The organism is Streptomyces sp. NPDC050147 (genome assembly GCF_040660195.1).
Lineage (GTDB): Bacteria > Actinomycetota > Actinomycetes > Streptomycetales > Streptomycetaceae > Streptomyces.
Window position 1 is genome coordinate 228213 of the sequence record NZ_JBFALJ010000003.1, and the last position, 20523, is coordinate 248735.

General features: G+C 69.7%; 16 protein-coding genes. 7 read left to right on the forward strand and 9 right to left on the reverse strand.

Features of this window, described 5'->3' with window-relative positions; translation table 11 throughout:
• Positions 1 to 138 precede the first annotated feature (138 nt).
• The 4 genes from AB0I94_RS07605 to AB0I94_RS07620 are packed head-to-tail and all read left to right on the forward strand — an operon-like array spanning position 139 to position 4784.
• Positions 139 to 1461: a sugar ABC transporter substrate-binding protein gene (locus AB0I94_RS07605; RefSeq protein WP_363308509.1), complete on the forward strand. Its 1323-nt coding sequence runs from the start codon at positions 139 to 141 to the stop codon at positions 1459 to 1461.
• A gap of 59 nt (positions 1462 to 1520) precedes the next feature.
• The gene (locus tag AB0I94_RS07610; RefSeq protein WP_363308721.1) at positions 1521 to 2480 is read left to right on the forward strand and encodes a sugar ABC transporter permease; all 960 of its coding nucleotides are present in this window, start codon (positions 1521 to 1523) and stop codon (positions 2478 to 2480) included.
• The gene (locus AB0I94_RS07615) at positions 2473 to 3369 is read left to right on the forward strand and encodes a carbohydrate ABC transporter permease (RefSeq protein WP_363308510.1); all 897 of its coding nucleotides are present in this window, start codon (positions 2473 to 2475) and stop codon (positions 3367 to 3369) included. The genes AB0I94_RS07610 and AB0I94_RS07615 overlap by 8 nt, the downstream gene beginning before the upstream one ends.
• Before the next feature lie 50 nt (positions 3370 to 3419).
• Positions 3420 to 4784 (forward strand): GH1 family beta-glucosidase, encoded by a 1365-nt coding sequence (locus tag AB0I94_RS07620; protein WP_363308511.1) that lies wholly within the window; start codon positions 3420 to 3422, stop codon positions 4782 to 4784.
• Between the two features lie 81 nt (positions 4785 to 4865).
• Here AB0I94_RS07620 and AB0I94_RS07625 read toward each other — a convergent pair whose 3' ends face one another.
• Positions 4866 to 5312 carry an SPW repeat protein gene (locus tag AB0I94_RS07625; protein ID WP_363308512.1) on the reverse strand — a complete coding sequence of 149 codons (447 nt, stop codon included), beginning with the start codon at positions 5310 to 5312 and terminating at the stop codon, positions 4866 to 4868.
• 179 nt (positions 5313 to 5491) lie between these two features.
• Between AB0I94_RS07625 and AB0I94_RS07630 the strand changes: the two genes are divergently transcribed.
• The 3 genes from AB0I94_RS07630 to AB0I94_RS07640 are packed head-to-tail and all read left to right on the forward strand — an operon-like array spanning position 5492 to position 7790.
• On the forward strand, positions 5492 to 6172 hold the full coding sequence (locus tag AB0I94_RS07630) for an ABC transporter permease (RefSeq protein WP_363308513.1): 681 nt from the start codon (positions 5492 to 5494) through the stop codon (positions 6170 to 6172).
• Positions 6169 to 6849, forward strand: coding sequence for an ABC transporter permease (locus AB0I94_RS07635; RefSeq protein ID WP_363308514.1), 681 nt, complete (start codon positions 6169 to 6171; stop codon positions 6847 to 6849). Before AB0I94_RS07630 ends, AB0I94_RS07635 begins: the two co-directional genes overlap by 4 nt.
• On the forward strand, positions 6846 to 7790 hold the full coding sequence (locus AB0I94_RS07640) for an ABC transporter substrate-binding protein (protein ID WP_363308515.1): 945 nt from the start codon (positions 6846 to 6848) through the stop codon (positions 7788 to 7790). Before AB0I94_RS07635 ends, AB0I94_RS07640 begins: the two co-directional genes overlap by 4 nt.
• 85 nt (positions 7791 to 7875) lie before the next feature.
• Here the strand turns inward: AB0I94_RS07640 and AB0I94_RS07645 are convergent, their stop codons facing one another.
• From AB0I94_RS07645 to AB0I94_RS07680, 8 genes are all read right to left on the reverse strand, one after another.
• Complete coding sequence (locus AB0I94_RS07645) at positions 7876 to 9039, reverse strand: betaine/proline/choline family ABC transporter ATP-binding protein (RefSeq protein ID WP_363308516.1); 1164 nt, start codon at positions 9037 to 9039, stop codon at positions 7876 to 7878.
• 4 nt (positions 9040 to 9043) lie between these two features.
• Positions 9044 to 9718, reverse strand: a complete 675-nt coding sequence (locus AB0I94_RS07650) for a lactate utilization protein C (RefSeq protein WP_363308517.1) — start codon at positions 9716 to 9718, stop codon at positions 9044 to 9046.
• Positions 9715 to 11292 (reverse strand): LutB/LldF family L-lactate oxidation iron-sulfur protein, encoded by a 1578-nt coding sequence (locus AB0I94_RS07655; RefSeq protein ID WP_363308722.1) that lies wholly within the window; start codon positions 11290 to 11292, stop codon positions 9715 to 9717. Before AB0I94_RS07655 ends, AB0I94_RS07650 begins: the two co-directional genes overlap by 4 nt.
• Positions 11293 to 11297: 5 nt before the next feature.
• Positions 11298 to 12059: a (Fe-S)-binding protein gene (locus tag AB0I94_RS07660; protein WP_363308518.1), complete on the reverse strand. Its 762-nt coding sequence runs from the start codon at positions 12057 to 12059 to the stop codon at positions 11298 to 11300.
• A gap of 77 nt (positions 12060 to 12136) precedes the next feature.
• Entirely contained in the window at positions 12137 to 13654 is a 1518-nt protein-coding gene (locus tag AB0I94_RS07665) for a rhamnulokinase family protein (RefSeq protein WP_363308519.1), read from the reverse strand.
• 264 nt (positions 13655 to 13918) lie between these two features.
• The gene (locus AB0I94_RS07670) at positions 13919 to 15958 is read right to left on the reverse strand and encodes a bifunctional aldolase/short-chain dehydrogenase (RefSeq protein WP_363308723.1); all 2040 of its coding nucleotides are present in this window, start codon (positions 15956 to 15958) and stop codon (positions 13919 to 13921) included.
• 5 nt (positions 15959 to 15963) lie between these two features.
• The gene (rhaI, locus tag AB0I94_RS07675; RefSeq protein ID WP_363308520.1) at positions 15964 to 17133 is read right to left on the reverse strand and encodes an L-rhamnose isomerase; all 1170 of its coding nucleotides are present in this window, start codon (positions 17131 to 17133) and stop codon (positions 15964 to 15966) included.
• A 33-nt stretch (positions 17134 to 17166) separates the two neighbouring features.
• Positions 17167 to 20364, reverse strand: coding sequence for an alpha-L-rhamnosidase (locus AB0I94_RS07680; protein ID WP_363308521.1), 3198 nt, complete (start codon positions 20362 to 20364; stop codon positions 17167 to 17169).
• Between the last annotated feature and the right edge of the window lie 159 nt (positions 20365 to 20523).

The window sequence follows — 20523 nt, forward strand, 5'->3', positions numbered from 1 at the left end:
GACGGTATCTTCCCTGCCGGTTTAACTCACGTCCTAAATTAAGTCATGAGGTCATTCAAGAGTTGAACGCGGCGCCAGTCTCCGTCCGGCGCTGAGCCATCCGCCCCATGACTCCCTCCGGAAGGGACACCTGGAGCCATGCGCAGTTTCCGAGCCGCCGCCTCCGTCGGCGCCGTCACCCTCTCGCTCGCCCTCACCGCGACCGCCTGCGGGGGCGGTTCGACGACGGGCGGCGAGGGGTCCAACGACTCGCCGAAGACGCTGACCTACTGGGCGTCGAACCAAGGCCCCAACATCGAGGCGGACAAGAAGATCCTCAGGCCCGAACTCGACAAGTTCGAGAAGAAGACGGGCATCAAGGTGAAGCTCGAGGTCATCCCCTGGTCGGAACTGCTCAACAAGATCCTCACCGCGACGACGTCGGGCCAGGGGCCCGACGTCCTGAACATCGGCAACACCTGGAGCGCGTCGCTGCAGGCCAGCGGAGCCCTGCTGCCCTGGGACGCGAAGAACTTCGACAAGGTCGGCGGCAAGGACCGCTTCGTGGAGTCCGCGCTCGGATCGACCGGAGCACCGGACAAGGACCCGGCGGCCGTACCGCTGTACTCCATGGCGTACGCCCTCTACTACAACAAAAAGATGTTCAAGGAGGCAGGCATAGAGAAGCCGCCCGCCACCTGGGACGAGCTGGTCGAGGACGGCAAGAAGATCTCCAAGGGCGGCAAGTGGGCCCTGGGCGCGGAGGGGGCGAACCTCTCCAACAACATCCATCAGGTGTTCGCCCTCGGCAAGCAGCACGGCGCCGACTTCTTCACCCCGGACGGCAAACCCGACTTCACCTCCGACGGCGCGGTCGCCGCCGTGAAGCAGTACGTCGACATGATGGCGAAGGACAAGATCATCGCCCCGGGCAACGCCGAGTACGCGCAGAACCAGTCCCTGAGCGACTTCGCCAAGGACAAGACGGCGATGGTGCTGTGGCAGGCGGCGGCCACCACCTTCAAGTCGCAGGGCATGAACGAGGACGAGTGGGGCGTGGCGCCCGTGCCCGTCGATTCCGGCGTGCCGGGGCAGGGCAGGGCCACCAACTCGATGGTCGCCGGAATCAACATGGCCGTCTTCAAAAACACGAAGAACATCGACGGCTCGCTGAAGTTCGTGAAGTTCATGACGAGCGACGCCGAGCAGAAGATCCTCTGCAAGTCCTACGGCTCCGTGCCGCCGGTCAAGGCGGCCCAGGAGGACGCCGCCTTCGACCGTCCCGAGCTGAAGGTCCTGCGCGACACCCTCGCCAAGAGCGCCGCGCCCCTGCCCCAGGTGGCCGACGAGTCGCAGTTCGAGACCGCGGTCGGCACCGCCGTCAAGAATCTCTTCGCGAACGCCGCCGCCGGCCGTGAGGTGACCACCGCCTCGGTGAAGGCCGAACTGGTCAAGGCGCAGCAGCAGATGTCCCAGCAGTGAGCGACACGACTGTGCCCGCTGGGACCACGACCATCGTGCAGAGCGCCGGGGAACCGCCCGTGAACGTGAAGGTCCCGGAGACGAAGCGCGGGCCGCGCCGCCGTCCCGGGCGGCTCCGCCGTATCGGCCTGCCGTACCTCCTGTTGCTCCCGGCCTTCCTGTTCGAACTGCTCGTCCATCTGCTGCCGATCGTCATCGGCATCGTGATGAGCTTCAAGGAGCTCACCCAGTTCTTCATCCGCGACTGGGGCGCGGCACCCTGGTCGGGCCTGGACAACTACAAGATGGCGGTGGACTTCGACGCGCCGGTGGGCGAGGCGTTGCTGCACTCGTTCTTCGTCACGTGCGCGTTCACGTTGCTCTCGGTCGGCCTGTGCTGGCTGATCGGGACGACCGCCGCGATCTATCTGCAGGAGACGTTCAAGGGGCGGGGCTTCCTCAGGGCGCTCTTCCTCGTCCCGTACGCACTGCCCGTGTACGCCGCGGTGATCACCTGGGGCTTCATGTTCCAGCGTGACAACGGCCTTATCAACCACGTGCTGCACGACCAGTTGGGCCTCGCCGACAGCGCGCCGTTCTGGCTCATCGGCGACAACAGCTTCGTCGCGCTGCTCACCGTTTCGGTGTGGAAGGGCTGGCCGTTCGCCTTCCTCATCATGATGGCCGGGCTGCAGAACATCCCCAAGGAGATGTACGAGGCCGCAGCGCTCGACGGCGCCGGGATGTGGCAGCAGATCCGCCGCATCACGCTGCCGTCACTGCGCTCCGTCAACCAGGTCCTCGTCCTCGTCCTGTTCCTCTGGACGTTCAACGACTTCAACACGCCGTACGTCCTGTTCGGCAGGTCGGCGCCAGAGGCCGCGGACCTGGTCTCGATCCACATCTACCAGTCCTCGTTCGTCACCTGGAACTTCGGCACCGGTTCCGCCATGTCCGTCCTGCTGCTCCTGTTCCTGCTCGTGGTGACGGGCGTCTATCTGTGGGTCACGTCACGCGAGAGGAAGTCCGCTCATGTCTAGCGCCCGCATGGCCGTGCGGCCCCGTACGGCCCGCCGGCCCCGGTCGCCGATGGCGGCGCCCCGCTCGTTCCTCTGGTCACGGCGTATCTTCCTGACACTGCTCACGGGCTTCGTGCTCCTTCCGGTGTTCGTCATGGTGTCCAGCTCGCTCAAGCCTCTCGAAGACGTGTCGGGCGAGTTCCGCTGGATGCCGAGCGGGCTCACGGTCCGCCCGTACATCGACATCTGGAAGACCGTTCCGCTGGCCGAGTACTTCATGAACTCGCTGATCGTGGCGGGCGCGGCCACCGTCTGCTCGGTGGTGATCGCCGTCTTCGCCGCCTACGCCGTCAGCCGCTACCAGTTCCGCGGCAAGCGCGTCTTCACGGTGACGGTCCTGTCCACCCAGATGTTCCCCGGCATCCTGTTCCTGCTGCCGCTGTTCCTGATGTACGTCAACATCGGCAACGCCACGGGGATCGCCCTGTTCGGCTCGCGGGCCGGGCTCATCCTCACCTATCTGACCTTCTCGCTGCCCTTCTCCATCTGGATGCTGATCGGGTACTTCGACTCGGTGCCGCGCGACTTGGACGAGGCGGCGCTCGTCGACGGCTGCGGGCCGATCGGCGCGCTCTTCCGGGTCGTCGTGCCTGCCGCGATCCCCGGCATCGTCGCGGTAGCGGTCTACGCGTTCATGACCGCGTGGGGAGAAGTGCTCTTCGCCTCCGTCATGACGAACGAGGCCACCCGCACCCTCGCCATCGGCCTGCAGGGCTACTCCACCCAGAACGACGTCTACTGGAACCAGATCATGGCCGCCTCGCTGGTCGTGAGCGTGCCGGTGGTCGCGGGCTTCCTCCTGCTCCAGCGCTATCTGGTGGCCGGCCTGACCGCCGGAGCCGTCAAGTGACCCCTCCTGCCCCTCATCTGCCCCATCCCCTCACGTCTGAGAGGACGTCTGTGTCCGAGCTCATCGACCTCGCCGCACTCCCGCACGATTTCGCGTGGGGCACGGCCACATCGGCGTACCAGATCGAGGGGGCCGTCACCCGGGACGGCCGGTCCCCCTCGATCTGGGACACCTTCTCGCACACCCCCGGGAAGATCGACAACGACGACCACGGGGACGTGGCCTGCGACCACTACCACCGCTGGCGCGAGGACATCGCGCTGATGAAGCGGCTGGGCACCAACGCCTACCGGCTGTCCCTCGCCTGGCCGCGTGTGGTGCCAGGCGGCGACGGACCGGTCAACGCCAAGGGCCTCGACTTCTACGACCAGTTGATAGACGGTCTGCTCGACGCCGGCATCACGCCGTCGGTGACCCTCTACCACTGGGACCTGCCGCAGGTCCTCCAGGACCGCGGCGGCTGGCCCGAGCGGGAGACGGCGGAGCACTTCGCGGCGTACGCGTCCGTCGCCGCCGAACGCTTCGGTGACCGTGTCACCCAGTGGGCGACGATCAACGAACCCCTCTGCTCGGCCTGGATCGGGCACCTCGAAGGGCGGATGGCACCGGGCCTGACCGACCTGACCGCCGCCGTGCGCGCCTCGTACCACCTGCTGCTCGGGCACGGTCTCGCCACCCAGGCCATTCGCGCCGCGGCGCCCGGCGCGCAGATCGGCATCGTCAACAACCTCTCCACGGTCGAGCCCGCGAGCGACCGCCCCGAGGACGTGGCCGCCGCCCGCCGCGTGGACGGCCACACCAACCGCTGGTGGCTCGACCCGGTCCACGGCCGCGGTTTCCCGGCCGACATGCAAGAGGTCTACGGGGTGGAACTGCCGGAGAAGGCGGGTGACTTGGCGACGATCGCGCAGCCGCTCGACTGGCTGGGCCTGAACTACTACTTCCCTGCCGCCGTCTTCGACGACCCCGCGGGCCCCGTGCCCTACGCCCAGCAGGTGCGCCGCGAGGGAGTGCCCCGCACCGGCATGGACTGGGAGATCGACGCGAGCGGCATCGAGACGCTCCTGCTGCGGCTGACGAACGAGTACGGGGCACGCAAGCTGTACGTCACCGAGAACGGCTCGTCCTACCCCGACGTCGTACGCCCCGACGGAACGATCGACGACCCGGAGCGCACCGACTACCTGGTCCGCCATCTCGCCGCCTGCGCGAGCGCCGCCCGCAAGGGAGCGCCCCTGGCCGGGTACTACGCGTGGTCGCTGCTGGACAACTTCGAGTGGGCCTACGGCTACGACAAACGGTTCGGCCTGGTGCACGTCGACTACGAGACGCAGCGCCGCACCGTCAAGGGAAGCGGTCTGCGCTACGCGGACATCATCCGTGGCCACCAGGGGCGCGCGAGCCGCGCCGCCTGACGCGCTCGCACGGCTGACGGCGGCTCCCGGCTCTCCGCCGATCCGGGGGCCGCCGCGCTTTTGTGGCTCCGCCTTCCCGCGTCAGGTCGTGTTCGTCCTGCGGCCCTCCTTCGCCGCCGCGGCGGTGCACACGAGGCCAAGGAGGAAGGTGAGGCCGCCGATGATGATGTTGGTGAGAATGACGCCCATGTCGGGGCTCGTGCCGACGACCCACGGCGACACGATCATCCACACGCCCATGGCGCACATGGCCCAGCTCAGGCCGTACATCCTGGCCGGGGCGACGGTGAACCCGAGACCCAGCAGGCCGATCGCGATGCCCATGATGAGGTTGTGGGTCGCGAGGACCGGCTGGCTTGCGGTGAAGTGGACCACCCAGGGCGAGATGGCACAGAAGAGACCCGTGAGGAACACGGGCCCGTCCACGAGTGCCACATCGCGTCCACCGAGTACGCGGGCGTATCGATCCCGCATTTCCGATACGTCAGGGTGAGCGGCTATGTCTCCCCTGTGTGAGACGTCGGCCATGAGACTCGTCTCCTCTGCTTCATGCAGACCTGATGACCTCGCGCGGCGAGATGTCGCGCATGTCCATTGTGCTCTTATTTTTTCTTTATGTGTAGTCGGGGTGATCCGCGGTCGACGGGCGCCGCCCGTACGGGGGACCAGAACGCGCCGTCCCACCCCCCGCCCGCTGGAATGAACGAGTGACCGCGCCCCCGGACGACTGCCTCGCGCGCAACGAGTGGATCTGCGGCGAGTATCTGAGCACCCGCCGCCAGATCATCGTCGACGCGGTCCTCCAGCACCTGGAGCTGACCGCCCTCTCCGTCCTCATCGCGCTCGTCATCGCCCTGCCCCTCGCCGTAGTCGCCCGCCGCTGGGCCCTGGCGGCCGGCCCCGTCCTCGCGCTGACCACGGTCCTCTACACGATCCCGTCGCTCGCGATGTTCTCGCTGCTGCTGCCCGTGTACGGCCTGACCGCGTCCCTCGTGGTCGCGGGACTCGTCCTGTACTCGCTGACACTGCTCGTCCGCAACATCCTGGCCGGTCTGCGCGCCGTCCCCGAGGAGACCCGGCAGGCCGCCCGCGGCATGGGCTACGGGCCGATCCGCCTGCTGCTGACCGTGGAACTGCCGCTCGCGCTGCCCGCCGCCATGGCCGGCCTGCGCATCGCCACCGTCTCCGCGGTCTCCCTCCTCACGGTCGGCGCGATCGTCGGCTTCGGCGGCCTCGGCAACCTCATCTACACGGGCATGAACACCTACTTCAAGGCGCAGGTCCTGACCGCGTCCGTGCTCTGTGTCGTCATCGCCGTACTGGCCGATCTGCTGCTCCTCGGCGTCCAGCGGATCCTCACCCCGTGGACGAGGGCGGTCCGCTCATGAACACCATCAGCGATGCCTGGCAGTGGCTCACCGACTCGGCGCACTGGGCGGGCGACGACGGCATCTGGCACCGGCTCACCCAGCACCTCGTCCTCACCGTGGCGTGCCTGATCCTGAGCTGCCTGATCGCGCTGCCGGTGGCGCTCGTCCTCGGCCACCTCGGCAAGGGAGGCGCCCTCGCGGTCAACATCTCCAACGTCGGCCGCGCGGTGCCGACCTTCGCGGTCCTCGTCCTGCTGCTCCTCACCCCCATCGGACAGTGGGGCGAAGGCCCCACCGTGGTCGCGCTCGTCCTGTTCGCCGTGCCGCCGCTGCTCACCAATGCGTACGTCGGGATGCGCGGTGTCGACCGCAGCGTCGTCCAGGCCGCGCGCGGCATGGGAATGACGGGGCGGCAAATGCTGTGGCGAGTCGAACTGCCGCTCGCGATGCCGCTGGTCCTCAGCGGGGTGCGGATCGCGGCCGTGCAGCTCGTGGCCACCGCCACGATCGCGGCGCTCGCGGGGGGCGGGGGGCTGGGCCGGATCATCACGGCCGGCTTCAACCTCGCGAGCACCCCTCAGGTCGTGGCGGGCGCGGTGCTGGTCGCCGTCTTCGCCCTGATCGTCGAGGGGATCTTCGAGATCGGCGAACGGCTCGCCCCCGGACGAGCGCGGGGGAGAGGACGGACCGGATGAGGCGGCATACGGGGCTGCCCCTGCTGACCTCGGCGCTCCTCGTCCTGTCCGGCTGCGCTTCGGGGCCGTCCCTGGAGACACGGGGGCAGGTGACCGCGCCACCCGGCGACAGCCATCACCTGGTCGTCGGTTCCGCGGGATTCACCGAGAGCGATCTGCTCGCCCAGATGTACTCCCTGCTCCTGAAGAAGGCCGGGTACGGTGCGCAGATCCTCTCCGTGGCCAACCGCGAGCTGTACGAACCCGCTCTGGAATCCGGCCAGATCGACGTCGTTCCCGAGTACGCGGCGACGTTCGCCGACTGGCTGAACGCCAAGAAGAACGGCGCGGACGCGCGGCCGGTCGGCTCGCCCGACCTGGACGCCACGATGAAGGCCCTGCGCGGCCTTGCCGCCCCGCGCGGCCTCACCGTCCTCGACCCGGGAGAAGCCGTCGACCAGAACGCCTTCGCCGTCACCGCGTCCTACGCGAAGCAGCACCGCCTGAAAACGCTGAGCGACCTCGGCAAGTCCGGCCTGAAGGTACGCCTCGCCGCGGGGGACGAATGCGTGCAACGCCCGTACTGCGAACCCGGCCTGAAGAAGATCTACGGCATCGACATCACCTCCGTCGACCCCAAGGGCGTGGGCACGACCCAGGCCAAGAAGGCCGTGCAGAGCGGTCAGGACCAGATGGTCCTGACCACGTCCACCGACGCCACGCTCGACGACTTCGGCCTCGTCCTGCTGAAGGACGACAAGAAGCTGCAGAACGCCGACTACATCGTCCCGGTCGTCAACCGCTCCCGCGCGGGCAGCGAGGGCGTCTCGCAGGCACTCGGCCGCCTCAACTCCGTGCTGACGACGGCGGACCTGGCCTCCATGAACGAACAAGTGGACAGCTGGCGCAGGCTGCCGCAGGACGTGGCACGGACATACCTGGAGGAGAAGGGGCTGCTGTAGCTCAGAAGGGGCTGCGGTGGCCCGCGACGTGCTGTGGCCCCGCGACGCCTGCGCGGCAGCCGAGAGGCCCGCACCCGGCAAAGACCTACGCGTCGGCCACGGAGTCGAACGCCACCTGATCCCGCGTCACGCCCTGCGCGTCCGCGTCCACCGAGCGGCGCAGGGCCTCGTGCAGCTTCGCCGGGGTCAGCACGCCGAGGAAACGGGCGCCGTCCAGGACCGCGACCCAGCCCGCGTCGTGCTGGAGCATCACACCGAACGCCTGCTTGAGCGGGGCGCCCACCGGGACCCACGCCTGCATGCGATGGGCCAGATCGCCGACTCTGCCCCTCTCTCCGGCCGACGCCACCTCGTCGATGCCGACCCAGCCGTGCAGGTCTCCGCCCGCGTCCAGGACGACGCCCCAGCGGGCGCCCTCCTCGCGCAGCCGGGCCGCGGCGTGCGCGGCGGGCTCGTCGAGCCGGACCACCGTCGGCTGCTCCAGGTCGTCCGGCTCGATCTCGGTGACCGAGAGCCGCTTCAAACCCCGGTCGGCGCCCACGAACCCGGCGACGTACGGCGTCGCCGGGGTGCCGAGCACCGCCCCGGGGGTGTCGTACTGCTCGATGCGCCCCTGCCCGTACACCGCGATCCGGTCACCGAGCCTGACGGCCTCCTCGATGTCGTGCGTCACCAGGAGAACCGTCTTGCGGACCGTCGCCTGCATTCTCAGGAACTCGTCCTGCAACTGCTCGCGCACCACCGGGTCCACCGCCCCGAACGGCTCGTCCATGAGGAGTACCGGTGGATCGGCGGCCAGGGCACGTGCCACGCCCACGCGCTGGCGCTGTCCGCCCGACAACTGCTCGGGATAGCGGGAGCCGTACGTCTTCGGGTCGAGGCCCACCAGGTCCAGCAGCTCGGCAGCCCGCGCCCGTGCCTTCGCCTTCTTCCAGCCGACCAGCGCGGGAACGGTCGCCGTGTTGTCGAGGACCGTCCGGTGCGGGAAGAGTCCCACCTGCTGGATGACATAGCCGATACGGCGGCGCAGGCGCACCGGGTCGACGTCCGCGATGTTCTCGCCGTTCACGAAGATGCGGCCCGCTGTCGGCTCGATGAGGCGGTTCACCATCATCATCGTGGTCGTCTTGCCGCAGCCGGAAGGGCCGACGAGCGTGACCAGTTCTCCCTGGGTGACCTCGAAGGACAGATCGTCCACAGCCATCGTGCCGTCCGGATAGCGCTTGCTCACCTGCTCGAACCGGATCATGCACTCACGCTAACCGCGGCCCTCGGACTCCGCTCACCAGCACCACCTCCAGGGTCCGCGGGCCATGCACGCCCTCCACCCGGTCCAGTTCGATGTCACTGGTGGCTGACGGCCCCGAGATCCACGTCAGCGGGCGGGTCGGGTCGAGCCGTTCGAGTGCCTGCGGGACGGAGGAGACCACCTGGTCCGGGACCCGTACGACACAGATGTGGTGATCAGGGACGAGGGTGATGCGCCGGCGGCCCTGGTCCGGACCGCCGTCCAGGACGATCGTGCCGGTCTCGGCGACGGCGACCGCGCAGCCGGTGACGACGCTGCCGACCGCGTCCAGCTCCCGCGCGGTGTGGGTCGCGCGGTCCTGGACGAGAGCGGCCGGACCGCCTTCCGGCAGCCAGTGGGCGGGCAGGGCGGACGGCACGAGCACCGTGCGCGATCCCCGCTCGGTCAGCAGCCGCGCGAGCAGGGCCGGAAGCTGGTCCTCCCGCGTGCGGTGCACCAGCGCGCGATAGTCCGCCAGGTTCTCCGCGAGCAGCTCGACGGTCTGCTCGGTGGTCCGGTCGCCGTGCTCGCGCGCGTAGTCGCGGGGGACCGCCGTGCTGTTGGTGTCCTTCCCTTCGTCCTCGCGCACGTCGCCCAGCGCCCGCCGGACGCGGCCCAGGACCCGGTCCCTGCTGTTCACTTGGTGTCGCCCTTCTGCGGCTTCTGCGGCTTCGGCGGATTCTGCGGACTCAGCGGTATCGGCGGCTCCTGCGTCTGGCCGCCGTTCGTACGCCGCCACCAGTCACGGAACGGCTCCGCGGGCACCTGCGGCAGATCCCGCGTCCCGCTCCACGCCCGCCCCGGGCCGGGAAGCGTGCGCGGATGGAGGCGCCGGGTCCCCGACGCCAGCCGCTGCCCCGCCCGCAGCACACCCGGACGACCGAACGCCCACCCCGCCGCGCGCATCGCCGCCCGCTCCGCGGCGTGTCCCTTCGCGGGCCGCAGCGTCACCTTCGAACCGTGCCGTGTCACTTCGCCGCCCTGCACCACCCGCTCCCGCAAGTGGACGAGGACCTCGGGGATGTCGATGGCGACCGGGCACACCTCGTAACAGGCACCGCAGAGGGACGAGGCATAGGGGAGCGAGGCGTCGATGTCGCTCTGGGTGCCGCGGAGTTGCGGGCTGAGGATCGCTCCGATGGGGCCGGGGTAGACCGAGCCGTACGCGTGGCCTCCGGCGCGTTCGTACACCGGGCAGACGTTGAGGCAGGCCGAGCAGCGGATGCAGCGCAGCGCCTGGCGGCCCACCTCGTCGGCGAGCGTGTCGCTGCGGCCGTTGTCGAGGAGCACCAGGTGGAAGGTGCTCGGTCCGTCGTCCTCGGAGGTGCCGGTCCACATCGACGTGTACGGGTTCATCCGCTCGGCCGTCGAGGAGCGCGGGAGGGTTTGCAGGAAGACCTCCAGGTCCCGCCAGGTCGGCACGATCTTCTCGATGCCGACCACCGAGATCAGCGTCTCGGGGAGCGTCAGGCACATGCGGCCGTTGCCCTCGGACTCGACGACGACCAGGGTGCCCGTCTCGGCCACCATGAAGTTCGCTCCCGAGACGCCGACCTTGGCGCGCAGGAACTTCTCCCGCAGATGCAGGCGGGCGGCGTCGGCGAGGTCGGCGGGGGCGTCGGTGAGGCCGTCCGGGGCGGGGCGGCCCCACTCGCTCATCTCGCGCGCGAAGATCTCGCGGATCTCACCGCGGTTGCGGTGGATGGCGGGCACCAGAATGTGCGAGGGGCGGTCCTTGCCCAGCTGCACGATGAGTTCGGCCAGGTCGGTCTCGTACGCGTGGAGGCCCTGAGCCTCCAGTGCTTCGTTGAGGCCGATCTCCTGCGTGGCCATCGACTTGACCTTGACCACCTCCGACTCGCCGGTCTCCTGGACGAGGCGGGTCACGATGCGGTTGGCCTCGTCGGCGTCCGCCGCCCAGTGAACGATGCCGCCCGCCGCCGTGACCGACTCCTCCAACTGCAGGAGGTAGTGGTCGAGACGGGAGAGCGTGTGATCCTTGATCCGTTTGCCCGCCTCGCGCAGCTGTGCCCAGTCGTCCAGTTCGGCGACGGCGCGGGCCCGCTTGTCGCGGATGGTGTGTGTGGCGTGCCGCAGATTGGCGCGCAGGGTCTTGTTGCCCACGGCCTCACGGGCGGCGGTGGGAAAGGCCGGCATGCCCACGAACGTGCCGCTCGGGCCACTCATACCGCTCGTACCGCTCGTGCCGCTCATGCCGTTCATGACAGGGGCTCCTCTTCCGTGCTCGCCAGGATCTCCGCGATGTGGACCGGACGCAGGCCGCTCTTGAGACGGCTCATGGTGCCCCCGATGTGCATCAGGCAGGAGTTGTCCGCCGCGCACAGCGCGTCGGCGCCCGTCGACTCGGCGTTGCGCACCTTGTCCGTGCCCATCGCCGACGAGACATCGGAGTTCTTCATCGCGAAGGTGCCGCCGAAGCCGCAGCACTCGTCGGCGCCCGGGAGCGCGCGCAGTTCGAGACCCTTGACCGCCTGGAGCAGTCGCGTCGGACGATCGCCGAGTCCGAGACTGCGCAGACCGTGGCAGGTCGGATGGTACGTCACGGTGTGCGGGTAGTACGCCCCGACGTCCGTCACGCCAAGGACGTCCACCAGGAACTCGGTGAGTTCGTACGTCTTGGGCACGACGGGTGCCAGCGTCGCCGCCAGGCCCTCACCGCGGCCCTCCGCACGGGCTCGTTCTCCCATGCGTGGGTACAGCTCGCGAACCATCGCGCCGCACGAACCCGACGGTGTCACGATCGCGTCGTACTCCTCCGAGCCGAAAACATCGGAGAAATGACGGGCGAGCGGCTCTGCCTGGTGGCGGTAGCCCGTGTTGTAGTGCGCCTGCCCGCAGCAGGTCTGCGCCATCGGAAAGTCGACCTCAACCCCCAGCCTGGTCAGCAGTTTCACCACCGCTCGCCCTGTGTCCGGATAGAGCGTGTCGTTGACACAGGTCAGGAACAGAGCGACACGCATCGCGGGTTCCTCCTCGTCGATCATCGGATGGATGCAGCGTAGGCGCTAGGCGCGCATTGCGGGAGACATGACGGGAGTCATGCTGCGGGTACGCGTCGCGCGGCCTCCTCCCACGCCGCCCGGCTCGCCGGGTCGCCGGCCGGTGCGTAGCGCGTCAGCCGCTGGGTGCGGGCCAGCAGGGCGCGCATCTCGTGGCGGTCGCCGCCCACCAGTCCGTGCGCCCTGGCCTGGACGAGTACGTTGCCCAGCGCCGCCGCCTCCGCCGGGCCCGCGACGACGGGCAGCCCGCAGGCGTCCGCGGTCAGTTGGCACAGGAGCGGGTTGCGGGCGCCTCCGCCGACTATGTGCACTACGTCCACGGATTTGTGCGCGAGACGTTGGGCGTCCTCGATGGCCCTGCGGTGGGCCAGGGCCAGGGAGTCGAGGATGCAGCGGGTCGTCTCGGCCGGGTTGCGCGGGGCGGGCTGGCCGGTGGCCTCGCAGGCTCTGGCGATGCGGTGCGGCATGTCGCCGGGAGGTAGGAAGGCGGGATCCGCCGCGTCGACGAGCGAGCGGAGGGCGGGAGCGGCGGCGGCTTCGAGCAGCAGCGCTTCCAGGGAGGGGGCGCTCGCACCTGTGTTCCACGTGCGCAGGCACTCCTGGAGCAACCACAGGCCCATGATGTTGCGGAGGTAGCGGATCGTGCCGTCTATGCCCAGTTCATTGGTGAAGTTGGCTTCGCGGCTCTCCTCCGTGCGGACGGGGGTGGTCAGTTCAAGGCCTGCGAGCGACCAGGTTCCGGTGCAGATGTAGGCGAAGTTGTCGGTCGTGGCGGGTACGGCGACGACGGCTGACGCGGTGTCGTGCGAGGCGACGGTGGTCACGGGGATGGGGGAGGTCAGGCCGGTGTCGTCGAGGACCTGGGGAAGCAGGTGACCCGCCGGGGTGCCGGGGTGCCTGACGGGGGCGAAGAGGCTGAGGTCGATGCCGAGTCGGGCCGCCACCTCGGGCGACCACTCGCCTGTGCCGGGGTCCATGAGCTGCGTGGTGGAGGCGTTGGTCAGCTCTGTGCCGATTTCGCCCGTCAGCCAGTACGTCAGCAGATCGGGGATGAGCAGGAGCCGCTCTGCTGCCGCCAGTTGGGCCGAGCCCCGCGCGGCCATCAGTTGGTACAGGGTGTTGAAGGGGGCGTACTGCACTCCTGTGGTGGCGTAGAGCTCGGCGGCCGGGACCGTTTCCCACGCCTTGGCCGCGACGCCGTCGGTACGGGGGTCCCGGTAGTGCACCGGGTTGCCGAGGAGGGTGCCGTCCGCATCGAGGAGGCCGTAGTCGACTGCCCAGCCGTCGATGCCGATGGAGGTGAGAGGGGCGGCGGAACCCGCGGCGCGCAGGCCGTCCAAGACCCCGGCGTAGAGGGACAGGACGTCCCAGTGGAGGGTGCCGGCTGTGCGGACGGGGCGGTTGGGGAAGCGGTGCGCTTCCTGGAGGGTGAGGGTGTCGGGGCCTGTCTCGGCCACCATGACGCGTCCGCTGGAGGCGCCGAGGTCGATCGCGGCGAAGTGGTGGTGTGAACGGTAGTGGGCGCGGGGCCGGGTGCGGGAGCGGGGGTTGGGCATGGTGACTCGCAGGGGTGAGGTTCGAGTGCTGGTCTTCGGTGGACGCTGGTACCCCGGGGGCGGGGTCACGCCGTCATGTCCGCCCGCGCCGGTTCGGTCTGAGCGCCCGGGGCTTCCGCCCCGGAGCCTGCGTACCGTGCTCCGGGCGGCCATACCGGTACTTCCCCGCCGGTCGGGCCCGTGGCTTCGGGCCGGTGGGCCTGCCGGTCTTGCTGGGCACGTCCCTCCGGCCGGGTTTGTGGCGCCGGCCGGAGGGGGCTCGGGCTACCTGAGGAACGCCGCCGCGACGCCCGCGTCCACCGGTATGTGCAGGCCGGTCGTGTGGGTCAGGTCGCCCGCCGTCAGGGCGAAGACCGCGTTGGCCACATGCTCGGGGAGCACCTCGCGCTTGAGGAGGGTCCGCTGGGCGTAGAACTCACCCAGGTTCTCCTCCGCTATGCCGTAGGTCGCCGCGCGCTGCGCGCCCCAGCCGCCCGCGAAGATCCCCGAGCCGCGGACCACACCGTCCGGATTGATGCCGTTCACGCGGATGCCGTACTCGCCCAACTCTGCTGCGAGGAGACGGACTTGGTGGGCCTGGTCCGCCTTGGTGGCGGAGTACGCGATGTTGTTCGGGCCCGCGAACACCGCGTTCTTGGACGTGATGTAGATGATGTCGCCACCCAGCGCCTGGTCGCGCATGACGCGGGCCGCCTCACGGGAGACGAGGAAGGAGCCGCGGGCCATGATGTCGTGCTGGAGGTCCCAGTCGCGGGCCGTGGTGTCCAGCAGGGGCTTGGAGATGGAGATGCCCGCGTTGTTCACCACCAGATCGACCCCGCCGAAGGCGAGGGCCGCCGATTCGAAGGCGGCCTTGATCTGCTCCTCGGACGTGACGTCCATGGGGACGGCCACTGCCTTGTCCGGGCCGCCCAGTTCGTCCGCCACGGCGGCCGCGTTCTCCGCGTTCAGGTCCGCCACCGCGACGCAGGCGCCCTCCGCCACCAAACGGTGCGCGATCGCCTTGCCGATGCCGCTGCCCGCGCCGGTCACCAGGGCGACGCGGCTCGCCAGGGGCTTGGGCTTGGGGAGGCGCTGGAGCTTGGCCTCCTCCAGCGGCCAGTATTCGATGCGGAACTTCTCCGACTCGTCGATGGGAGCGTAGGTGGAGACGGCTTCGGCGCCCCGCATGACGTTGATGGCGTTCACATAGAACTCACCTGCCACACGGGCGGTCTGCTTGTCCTTGCCGAAGGAGAACATGCCCACGCCCGGGATGAGGACGATGGCCGGGTCGGCGCCGCGCATCGCGGGAGAGGACGGGTCGGCGTGGCGGGTGTAGTAGGCCGCGTACTCCTCACGGTAGGCGGCGTGCAGCTCCTTGAGGCGGGCGACGGCCTCCTGGAGTGGGGCGGTCGGCGGCAGGTCCAGGACCAGAGGCCTGATCTTCGTGCGGAGGAAGTGGTCGGGACAGGAGGTGCCCAGGGCCGCCAGGCGCGGGTGCTCCGTGGCGGCCAGGAAGTCCAGGACGGTGTCCGAGTCGGTGAAGTGGCCGATCTGGGGGCGGTCCTGCGAGGCCAGCGAGCGGATGTGCGGAGCCAGTTCGGCCGCACGGTGGTGGCGTGCGGGGGTGGGAAGGGGGTCGTACCCCTCCAGGGCCGGGCCGAACGGAGCGGGCTTTCCGCGTTCCGAGAGGAACGCCTCCGCCGTGCGGATGATGTGCAGCGAGTTGCGCTCGCACTCGTCCGCCGTGGCGCCCCAGGCCGTGATGCCGTGACCGCCGAGGACGCAGCCGATGGCCTCGGGGTTGGCCGCCTGCACCTCGGCGATGTCCAGGCCCAGCTGGAAACCGGGGCGCCGCCAGGGCACCCAGGCCACTGTGGGGCCGAAGCACTCGGCCGTCAGCTTCTCCCCGTCCGCGGCGCAGGCCAGGGCGATGCCCGAGTCCGGGTGCAGATGGTCCACGTGCGGTGCGTCCACCAAGGCGTGCATCGCGGTGTCGATGGAGGGTGCCGCGCCGCCCTTGCCGTGCAGGCAGTAGTCGAAGGCGCCGACCATCTCGTCCTCGCGGTCCGGGCCCGCGTACACCTCCTTCAGCGCGTGCAGGCGGTCGAGGCGCAGGACCGCGAGGCCCTCCTCGGTGAGGGTGCCCAGGTCACCGCCCGAGCCCTTGACCCACATCAGGTCCGTGTCCGCGCCGGTGACCGGGTCGGGGGCCGTGCCCTTCGCCGACGCGTTGCCGCCCGCGTAATTGGTGTTGCGCGGGTCGGCGCCCAAGCGGTGGGCGCGGTCGAGAAGTTCCTTGATCCGTGCGTGCTGTGTCATGTCGCTCATGCCCCCCATCCGGCCTGCTCGCCGCCCACGCGGTCCTTGACGATCTGCTCCTGCCAGCCTGACTCCCGATAGGCCCTCATGGGATCCGGGTCGAGCCCCGAGTCCTCCCTGACTTCCGCCAGTAGGGGACGGACGTCCGTGTTGAACGCGTCCATCAAGGCCGCGTTGGCGGCGAGCACGTCGCCGGTCCGCTGCGCCTCGGCCAGCGCGTCCGCGTCGACGAGGAGGGCCTTCGCCGTGGCCTCCTGCACGTTCATCACCGAGCGGATGATCGCGGGGATCTTCGCCTCGATGTTGTGGCACTGGTCGAGCATGAACGCTATGTCCGAGTCCAGGCCGCCGCCCCGGACGACCTCGTACATGATCCGGAAGAGCTGGAAGGGGTCCGCGGCGCCCGCCATCAGGTCGTCGTCGGCGTAGAAGCGCGAGTTGAAGTCGAAGCCGCCCAGGCGGCCCTCGCGCAGGAGGGTCGCGACGATGAACTCGATGTTGGTGCCGGGGGCGTGGTGGCCGGTGTCGACGACGACCTGTGCCTTTGGCCCGAGCTTCAGGCAGTGGGCGTAGGCGGTGCCCCAGTCCGGGATGTCCGTCGCGTAGAAGGCGGGCTCGAAGAGCTTGTACTCGATGAGCATGCGCTGGTCGTCGCCGAGGCGGTCGTAGGTGGTCCGCAGGGCCTCCGAAAGCCGGTCCTGACGGCTGCGAAGGTCGTCCTGGCCGGGGTAGTTGGTGCCGTCCGAGAACCACAGCTTCAGGTCGCGCGAACCCGTCGCGTCCATGATGTCCACGCACTCCAGGAGGTGGTCGAGTGCCTTGCGCCGGATCGTCGGGTCCGGGTTGGTGACCGAGCCGAGCTTGTAGTCGTCGTCCTGGAAGACGTTGGTGTTGATCGCGCCGAGCGTAACGCCGCGCTCGGTGGCGTACTCCGCGAGCGCCGCGTAGTCGTCGACCTTGTCCCAGGGGATGTGCAGGGCGACCCTGGGCGCCACGCCCGTGTGGGCGTGCACCCGGGCGGCGTCATCCAGCTTCTCCCGGGTCGTGCGCGGGACACCTGGCTGCGCGAAGACCTTGAAGCGCGTACCGGAGTTGCCGTACGCCCAGGAAGGGGTCTCCAGGGCCTGGGTGGTGAGTGCCGTCTTCACGGCGTCCTTGCTGGTTCCGGCGGTCATCGCGCAGCCTTCCGAAAGAGCGGTCGTGGTGGGTCAGTTGGAGAATCGGTGCGTGCCGGAGGCAGCGGCGAAGACGGCGCAGCCGTCCTCCATCCGCAAGAACTCCGCCGCGTCATGCGTCACCTGCGTGCGCTTGCCGGCGGGAATCCACACCTCCGCCGTGGTGTTGGCGGGCAGGGTGAGGGTGAGACGGAACCCTTCGTCGTCCGTCTTCCAGTGGGTGCTGACCGGGCCGTAGAGCGCGTCGAAGCTGCTGTGGGCCTCGGTCACGCCGCCGCCTGGGCGCGGGCGGACGAGGATCTTGCGGAAGCCCGGGTCAGCCGGTGCGATGCCCGCGATGTTGGCGTACATCCACTCGCCCACCGAGCCGTAGGCGTAGTGGTTGAAGGAGTTCATGCCGGCGTCCTGGAAGCTGCCGTCCGGCTTGATGGAGTCCCAGCGCTCCCACATCGTCGTGGCGCCCTTGTCGATCTGGTAGCCCCAGCTGGGGAAGGATCTCTGGACGAGGAGGCGGTAGGCGACGTCCGTGTGGCCGGTGGCCGTCAGGACGGGGAGCAGGCGCGGGGTGCCGAGGAAGCCCGTCGACAGGTGCCAGTCCTTGGACCTGATGAGCTCCACCAGGCGGGCGGCCGCCGGTGCGCGGTCGCTGTCGGTGAGCAGGTCCATGGACAGGGCGAGGACGTACGCGGTCTGCGTGTCGCCCTTCACCCGCCCACCGCCGCTCACATACGCCGCGCGGAAGGCGTCACGGACGCTGCCGAAGAGCTTCTTGTACGGGGCGGGGTCCTTGCCCAGAACTTCGGCCACCCGGGCCACCAGGTCGGCGCTGTGTGCGAAGTAGGCGGTGCCGATGACGTCCTTGGGGGTCTCGTCCTGGATGTTGAGCCAGTCTCCGTAGCCCTCGGCGGGACGCAGGTATCCGGAGCTGTGCTTCTCCAGGTAGTCGAGCCACTTCAGCATCGACGGCCAGGACTGCTCCAGGACGCGCTTGTCCCCGTACGCCTGGTACAGGGCCCAGGGCACGGTCACTCCTGCGTCGCCCCAGCCGGCCACTCCCTTGCCGACCGTGCCGATGAAGGGGGCCACATCGGGGAACGCGCCGTCGTCGGGCTGCCCGTCGCGCAGGTCGTCGAGCCACTTGGTGAGGAAGCGGGCCGACTCCATCGTGTAGGCGGCGGTCGGCGCGAAGACGTTGATGTCGCCCGTCCAGCCGAGCCGCTCGTCACGCGCGGGGGTGTCGGTGGGGATGGAGAGGAAGTTGCCGCGCTGGCCCCAGGTGATGTTGCTGTGCAGCTGGTTGAGCAGGGGGACGTCGGTCTTGAAGTCCATCGTGAACGGCGCCGACGTGTGGATCACGCGGCCCACCACGGCGCCGAGCGGTGGCTTGCCGGGGTAGCCCGTCACCTCCACGTAGCGGAAGCCGTGGAAGGTGAACCGAGGCTCGAACGTCTCCTTGCCGCCGCCCTTGAGCGTGTACGTGTCGGTGGCGCGCGCGGACCGCAGGTTGGCGGTGTAGAGCGTGCCGTCGGGGTTGAGGACCTCCGCGTGGCGCAACCGGACCTTCGTACCGGCCTTCCCGGAGACGTTCAGCCGGACCGCGCCCACCATGTTCTGACCGAGGTCGAAGACGAAGACGCCGGGCTTAGGCTCGCTCACCTTCCGGGCGGAGATCTCGCTCTCCACGCGCGTGTGCCCGTCGATCTGGGCCACGACGGCGGCCTTGACCTTGTCGACGGTGTCAGCGGCGACCCACTTCGAGTCGTCGAAACCGGCGCGGGTCCAGCCCGCCGTCTCCAGGCGGGCGTCGTAGTCCTCGCCGGACAGGAGGTCCGCGGCGGTGACCGGGCCGGTGGCGGCGCGCCAGTCGGCGCCGGACAGGACACGGTCGGTGGAGTCGTCGGTGTACGTGACCTCCAACTGGGCAAGGAGGGCCGGTCGTTCGCCGTACTGATGAGGGCCGAACATGCCGACGTTGCCCGCGTACCAGCCGACCGCGACCGTCACGCCGAGCGCGTTGGCGCCCGACTTGAGCTGCTTCGTCACGTCGTACGTCTGGTACTGGACCCGCTTGTCGTAGTCGGTCCAGCCGGGCGCCAGGCGGTCGTCGCCGACCCGCTCGCCGTTCAGCCAGGCGTCGTAGAGGCCGAGGGCCGTGGAGTACAGCCGGGCCCGAGCGACCTTCTTGCCGGGCCGCAGGCGGAACTCGTGGCGCAGCTGGGCGGCGGGGCAGTGGTGGGGGGCGACCTTGCCCCACGGGCCCGCACCCCAGGCCGCGGTGACCTTCGCCGCCGGCCACGAGCCGTCGTCGTATCCCGCCGCCTGCCAGTCGCCCGTGGGTTCCTTGTCCGTGGTCTTCCACGTGGCGTCGGTGGTGAGGGTGCGCACGCCGTCGGCGGTCGTGAGCTCGAGCGCACCGAGCAGGCCGGCGGGCCCGGTGGTGGCGTTCGTGGCGGATACGGCGATGACCGCGGCGTCGGCGCCGAGCTGACCGGTCACGTCGACGACCGTGGGGCGGCGCCAGTTGTCGGCCGGGCCGTCCGCTTCGGTGTGCGCCACCCGCGTGCCGTTCACGTAGGCGGTGTAACCGTCGTCGGCCGTCATGACCAGCCGCGCGCGGGTCACTCCTTCGGGGACGTCGACGCGCCCGCGGAACCAGCGGGTGGCGGCCGGAGCGCTGGTCGCGGGGTCGCCCTCCGGGAACCAGATCCACGAGGCGTCGTCCAGGGCGGGCGCGCCGATGAGGGAGGCGGGCGCCCCGATCCACCGCGCCGTCCAGTCCTTCGCCGCGAGGAGCCCGGTCTCCCACCAGGAGGCCGCGCTCCATTCGGAGGCCGTGCCCGCGGTGTCCCAGACCCGGACCGACCAGTAGTAGCGCGTACGGGACTTGAGGTCCGGGCCCGCGTACGGGACCAGGACGGAGTCACTGGACGCGACCTTGCCGCTGTCCCAGACGTCGGGCTCGGCCAGGCGGCTCGCGGCGGTGGCCACGCGCACCTGGTAAGCGGTCTGGGCCTGGCCGTCCTTGGCGGACGTCAGGGGCCAGCTCAGTCTCGGACGCGGCACGTCGAGACCGAGCGGGTGTCTCACGTACTCCACGGTCGGTCTGGTCACGCGAAGGGCACGGCCTCCCGCGGCGGGGGCGCCATGGGCCGCCGGAACGGCCCCGGCGGTCATGGCCGTTCCCAGGGCGGCCGTGGCGCTGGTGCTGAGCAGTCGTCTTCTGCTGATCACAACTCGACTCCGTAACGACTCGACGATGAATCGTTTCACGAGAGGCGAAGCTAGGGAGCGTGCTGCTCGCTGTCAAGGGCCCCGAGGCGCTTGCCCCTTGTTGGGCCAAGTCGCGACAGGATTTACAAGTCGCGGCCATTGACGCCGTAGTTGGCGCGG

What these genes read in the sequence shown, in the direction of transcription:
- AB0I94_RS07605 (WP_363308509.1), top strand. Translation starts at nt 139, where the DNA reads ATGCGCAGTTTCCGAGCCGCCGCCTCCGTCGGCGCCGTCACCCTCTCG.
- AB0I94_RS07615 (WP_363308510.1), top strand. Translation starts at nt 2,473, where the DNA reads ATGTCTAGCGCCCGCATGGCCGTGCGGCCCCGTACGGCCCGCCGGCCC.
- AB0I94_RS07625 (WP_363308512.1), bottom strand. Translation starts at nt 5,312, where the DNA reads ATGGCCGACGTCTCACACAGGGGAGACATAGCCGCTCACCCTGACGTA.
- AB0I94_RS07635 (WP_363308514.1), top strand. Translation starts at nt 6,169, where the DNA reads ATGAACACCATCAGCGATGCCTGGCAGTGGCTCACCGACTCGGCGCAC.
- AB0I94_RS07640 (WP_363308515.1), top strand. Translation starts at nt 6,846, where the DNA reads ATGAGGCGGCATACGGGGCTGCCCCTGCTGACCTCGGCGCTCCTCGTC.
- AB0I94_RS07645 (WP_363308516.1), bottom strand. Translation starts at nt 9,039, where the DNA reads ATGATCCGGTTCGAGCAGGTGAGCAAGCGCTATCCGGACGGCACGATG.
- AB0I94_RS07655 (WP_363308722.1), bottom strand. Translation starts at nt 11,292, where the DNA reads ATGAGCGGCACGAGCGGTACGAGCGGTATGAGTGGCCCGAGCGGCACG.
- AB0I94_RS07660 (WP_363308518.1), bottom strand. Translation starts at nt 12,059, where the DNA reads ATGCGTGTCGCTCTGTTCCTGACCTGTGTCAACGACACGCTCTATCCG.
- AB0I94_RS07665 (WP_363308519.1), bottom strand. Translation starts at nt 13,654, where the DNA reads ATGCCCAACCCCCGCTCCCGCACCCGGCCCCGCGCCCACTACCGTTCA.
- AB0I94_RS07670 (WP_363308723.1), bottom strand. Translation starts at nt 15,958, where the DNA reads ATGACACAGCACGCACGGATCAAGGAACTTCTCGACCGCGCCCACCGC.
- rhaI (WP_363308520.1), bottom strand. Translation starts at nt 17,133, where the DNA reads ATGACCGCCGGAACCAGCAAGGACGCCGTGAAGACGGCACTCACCACC.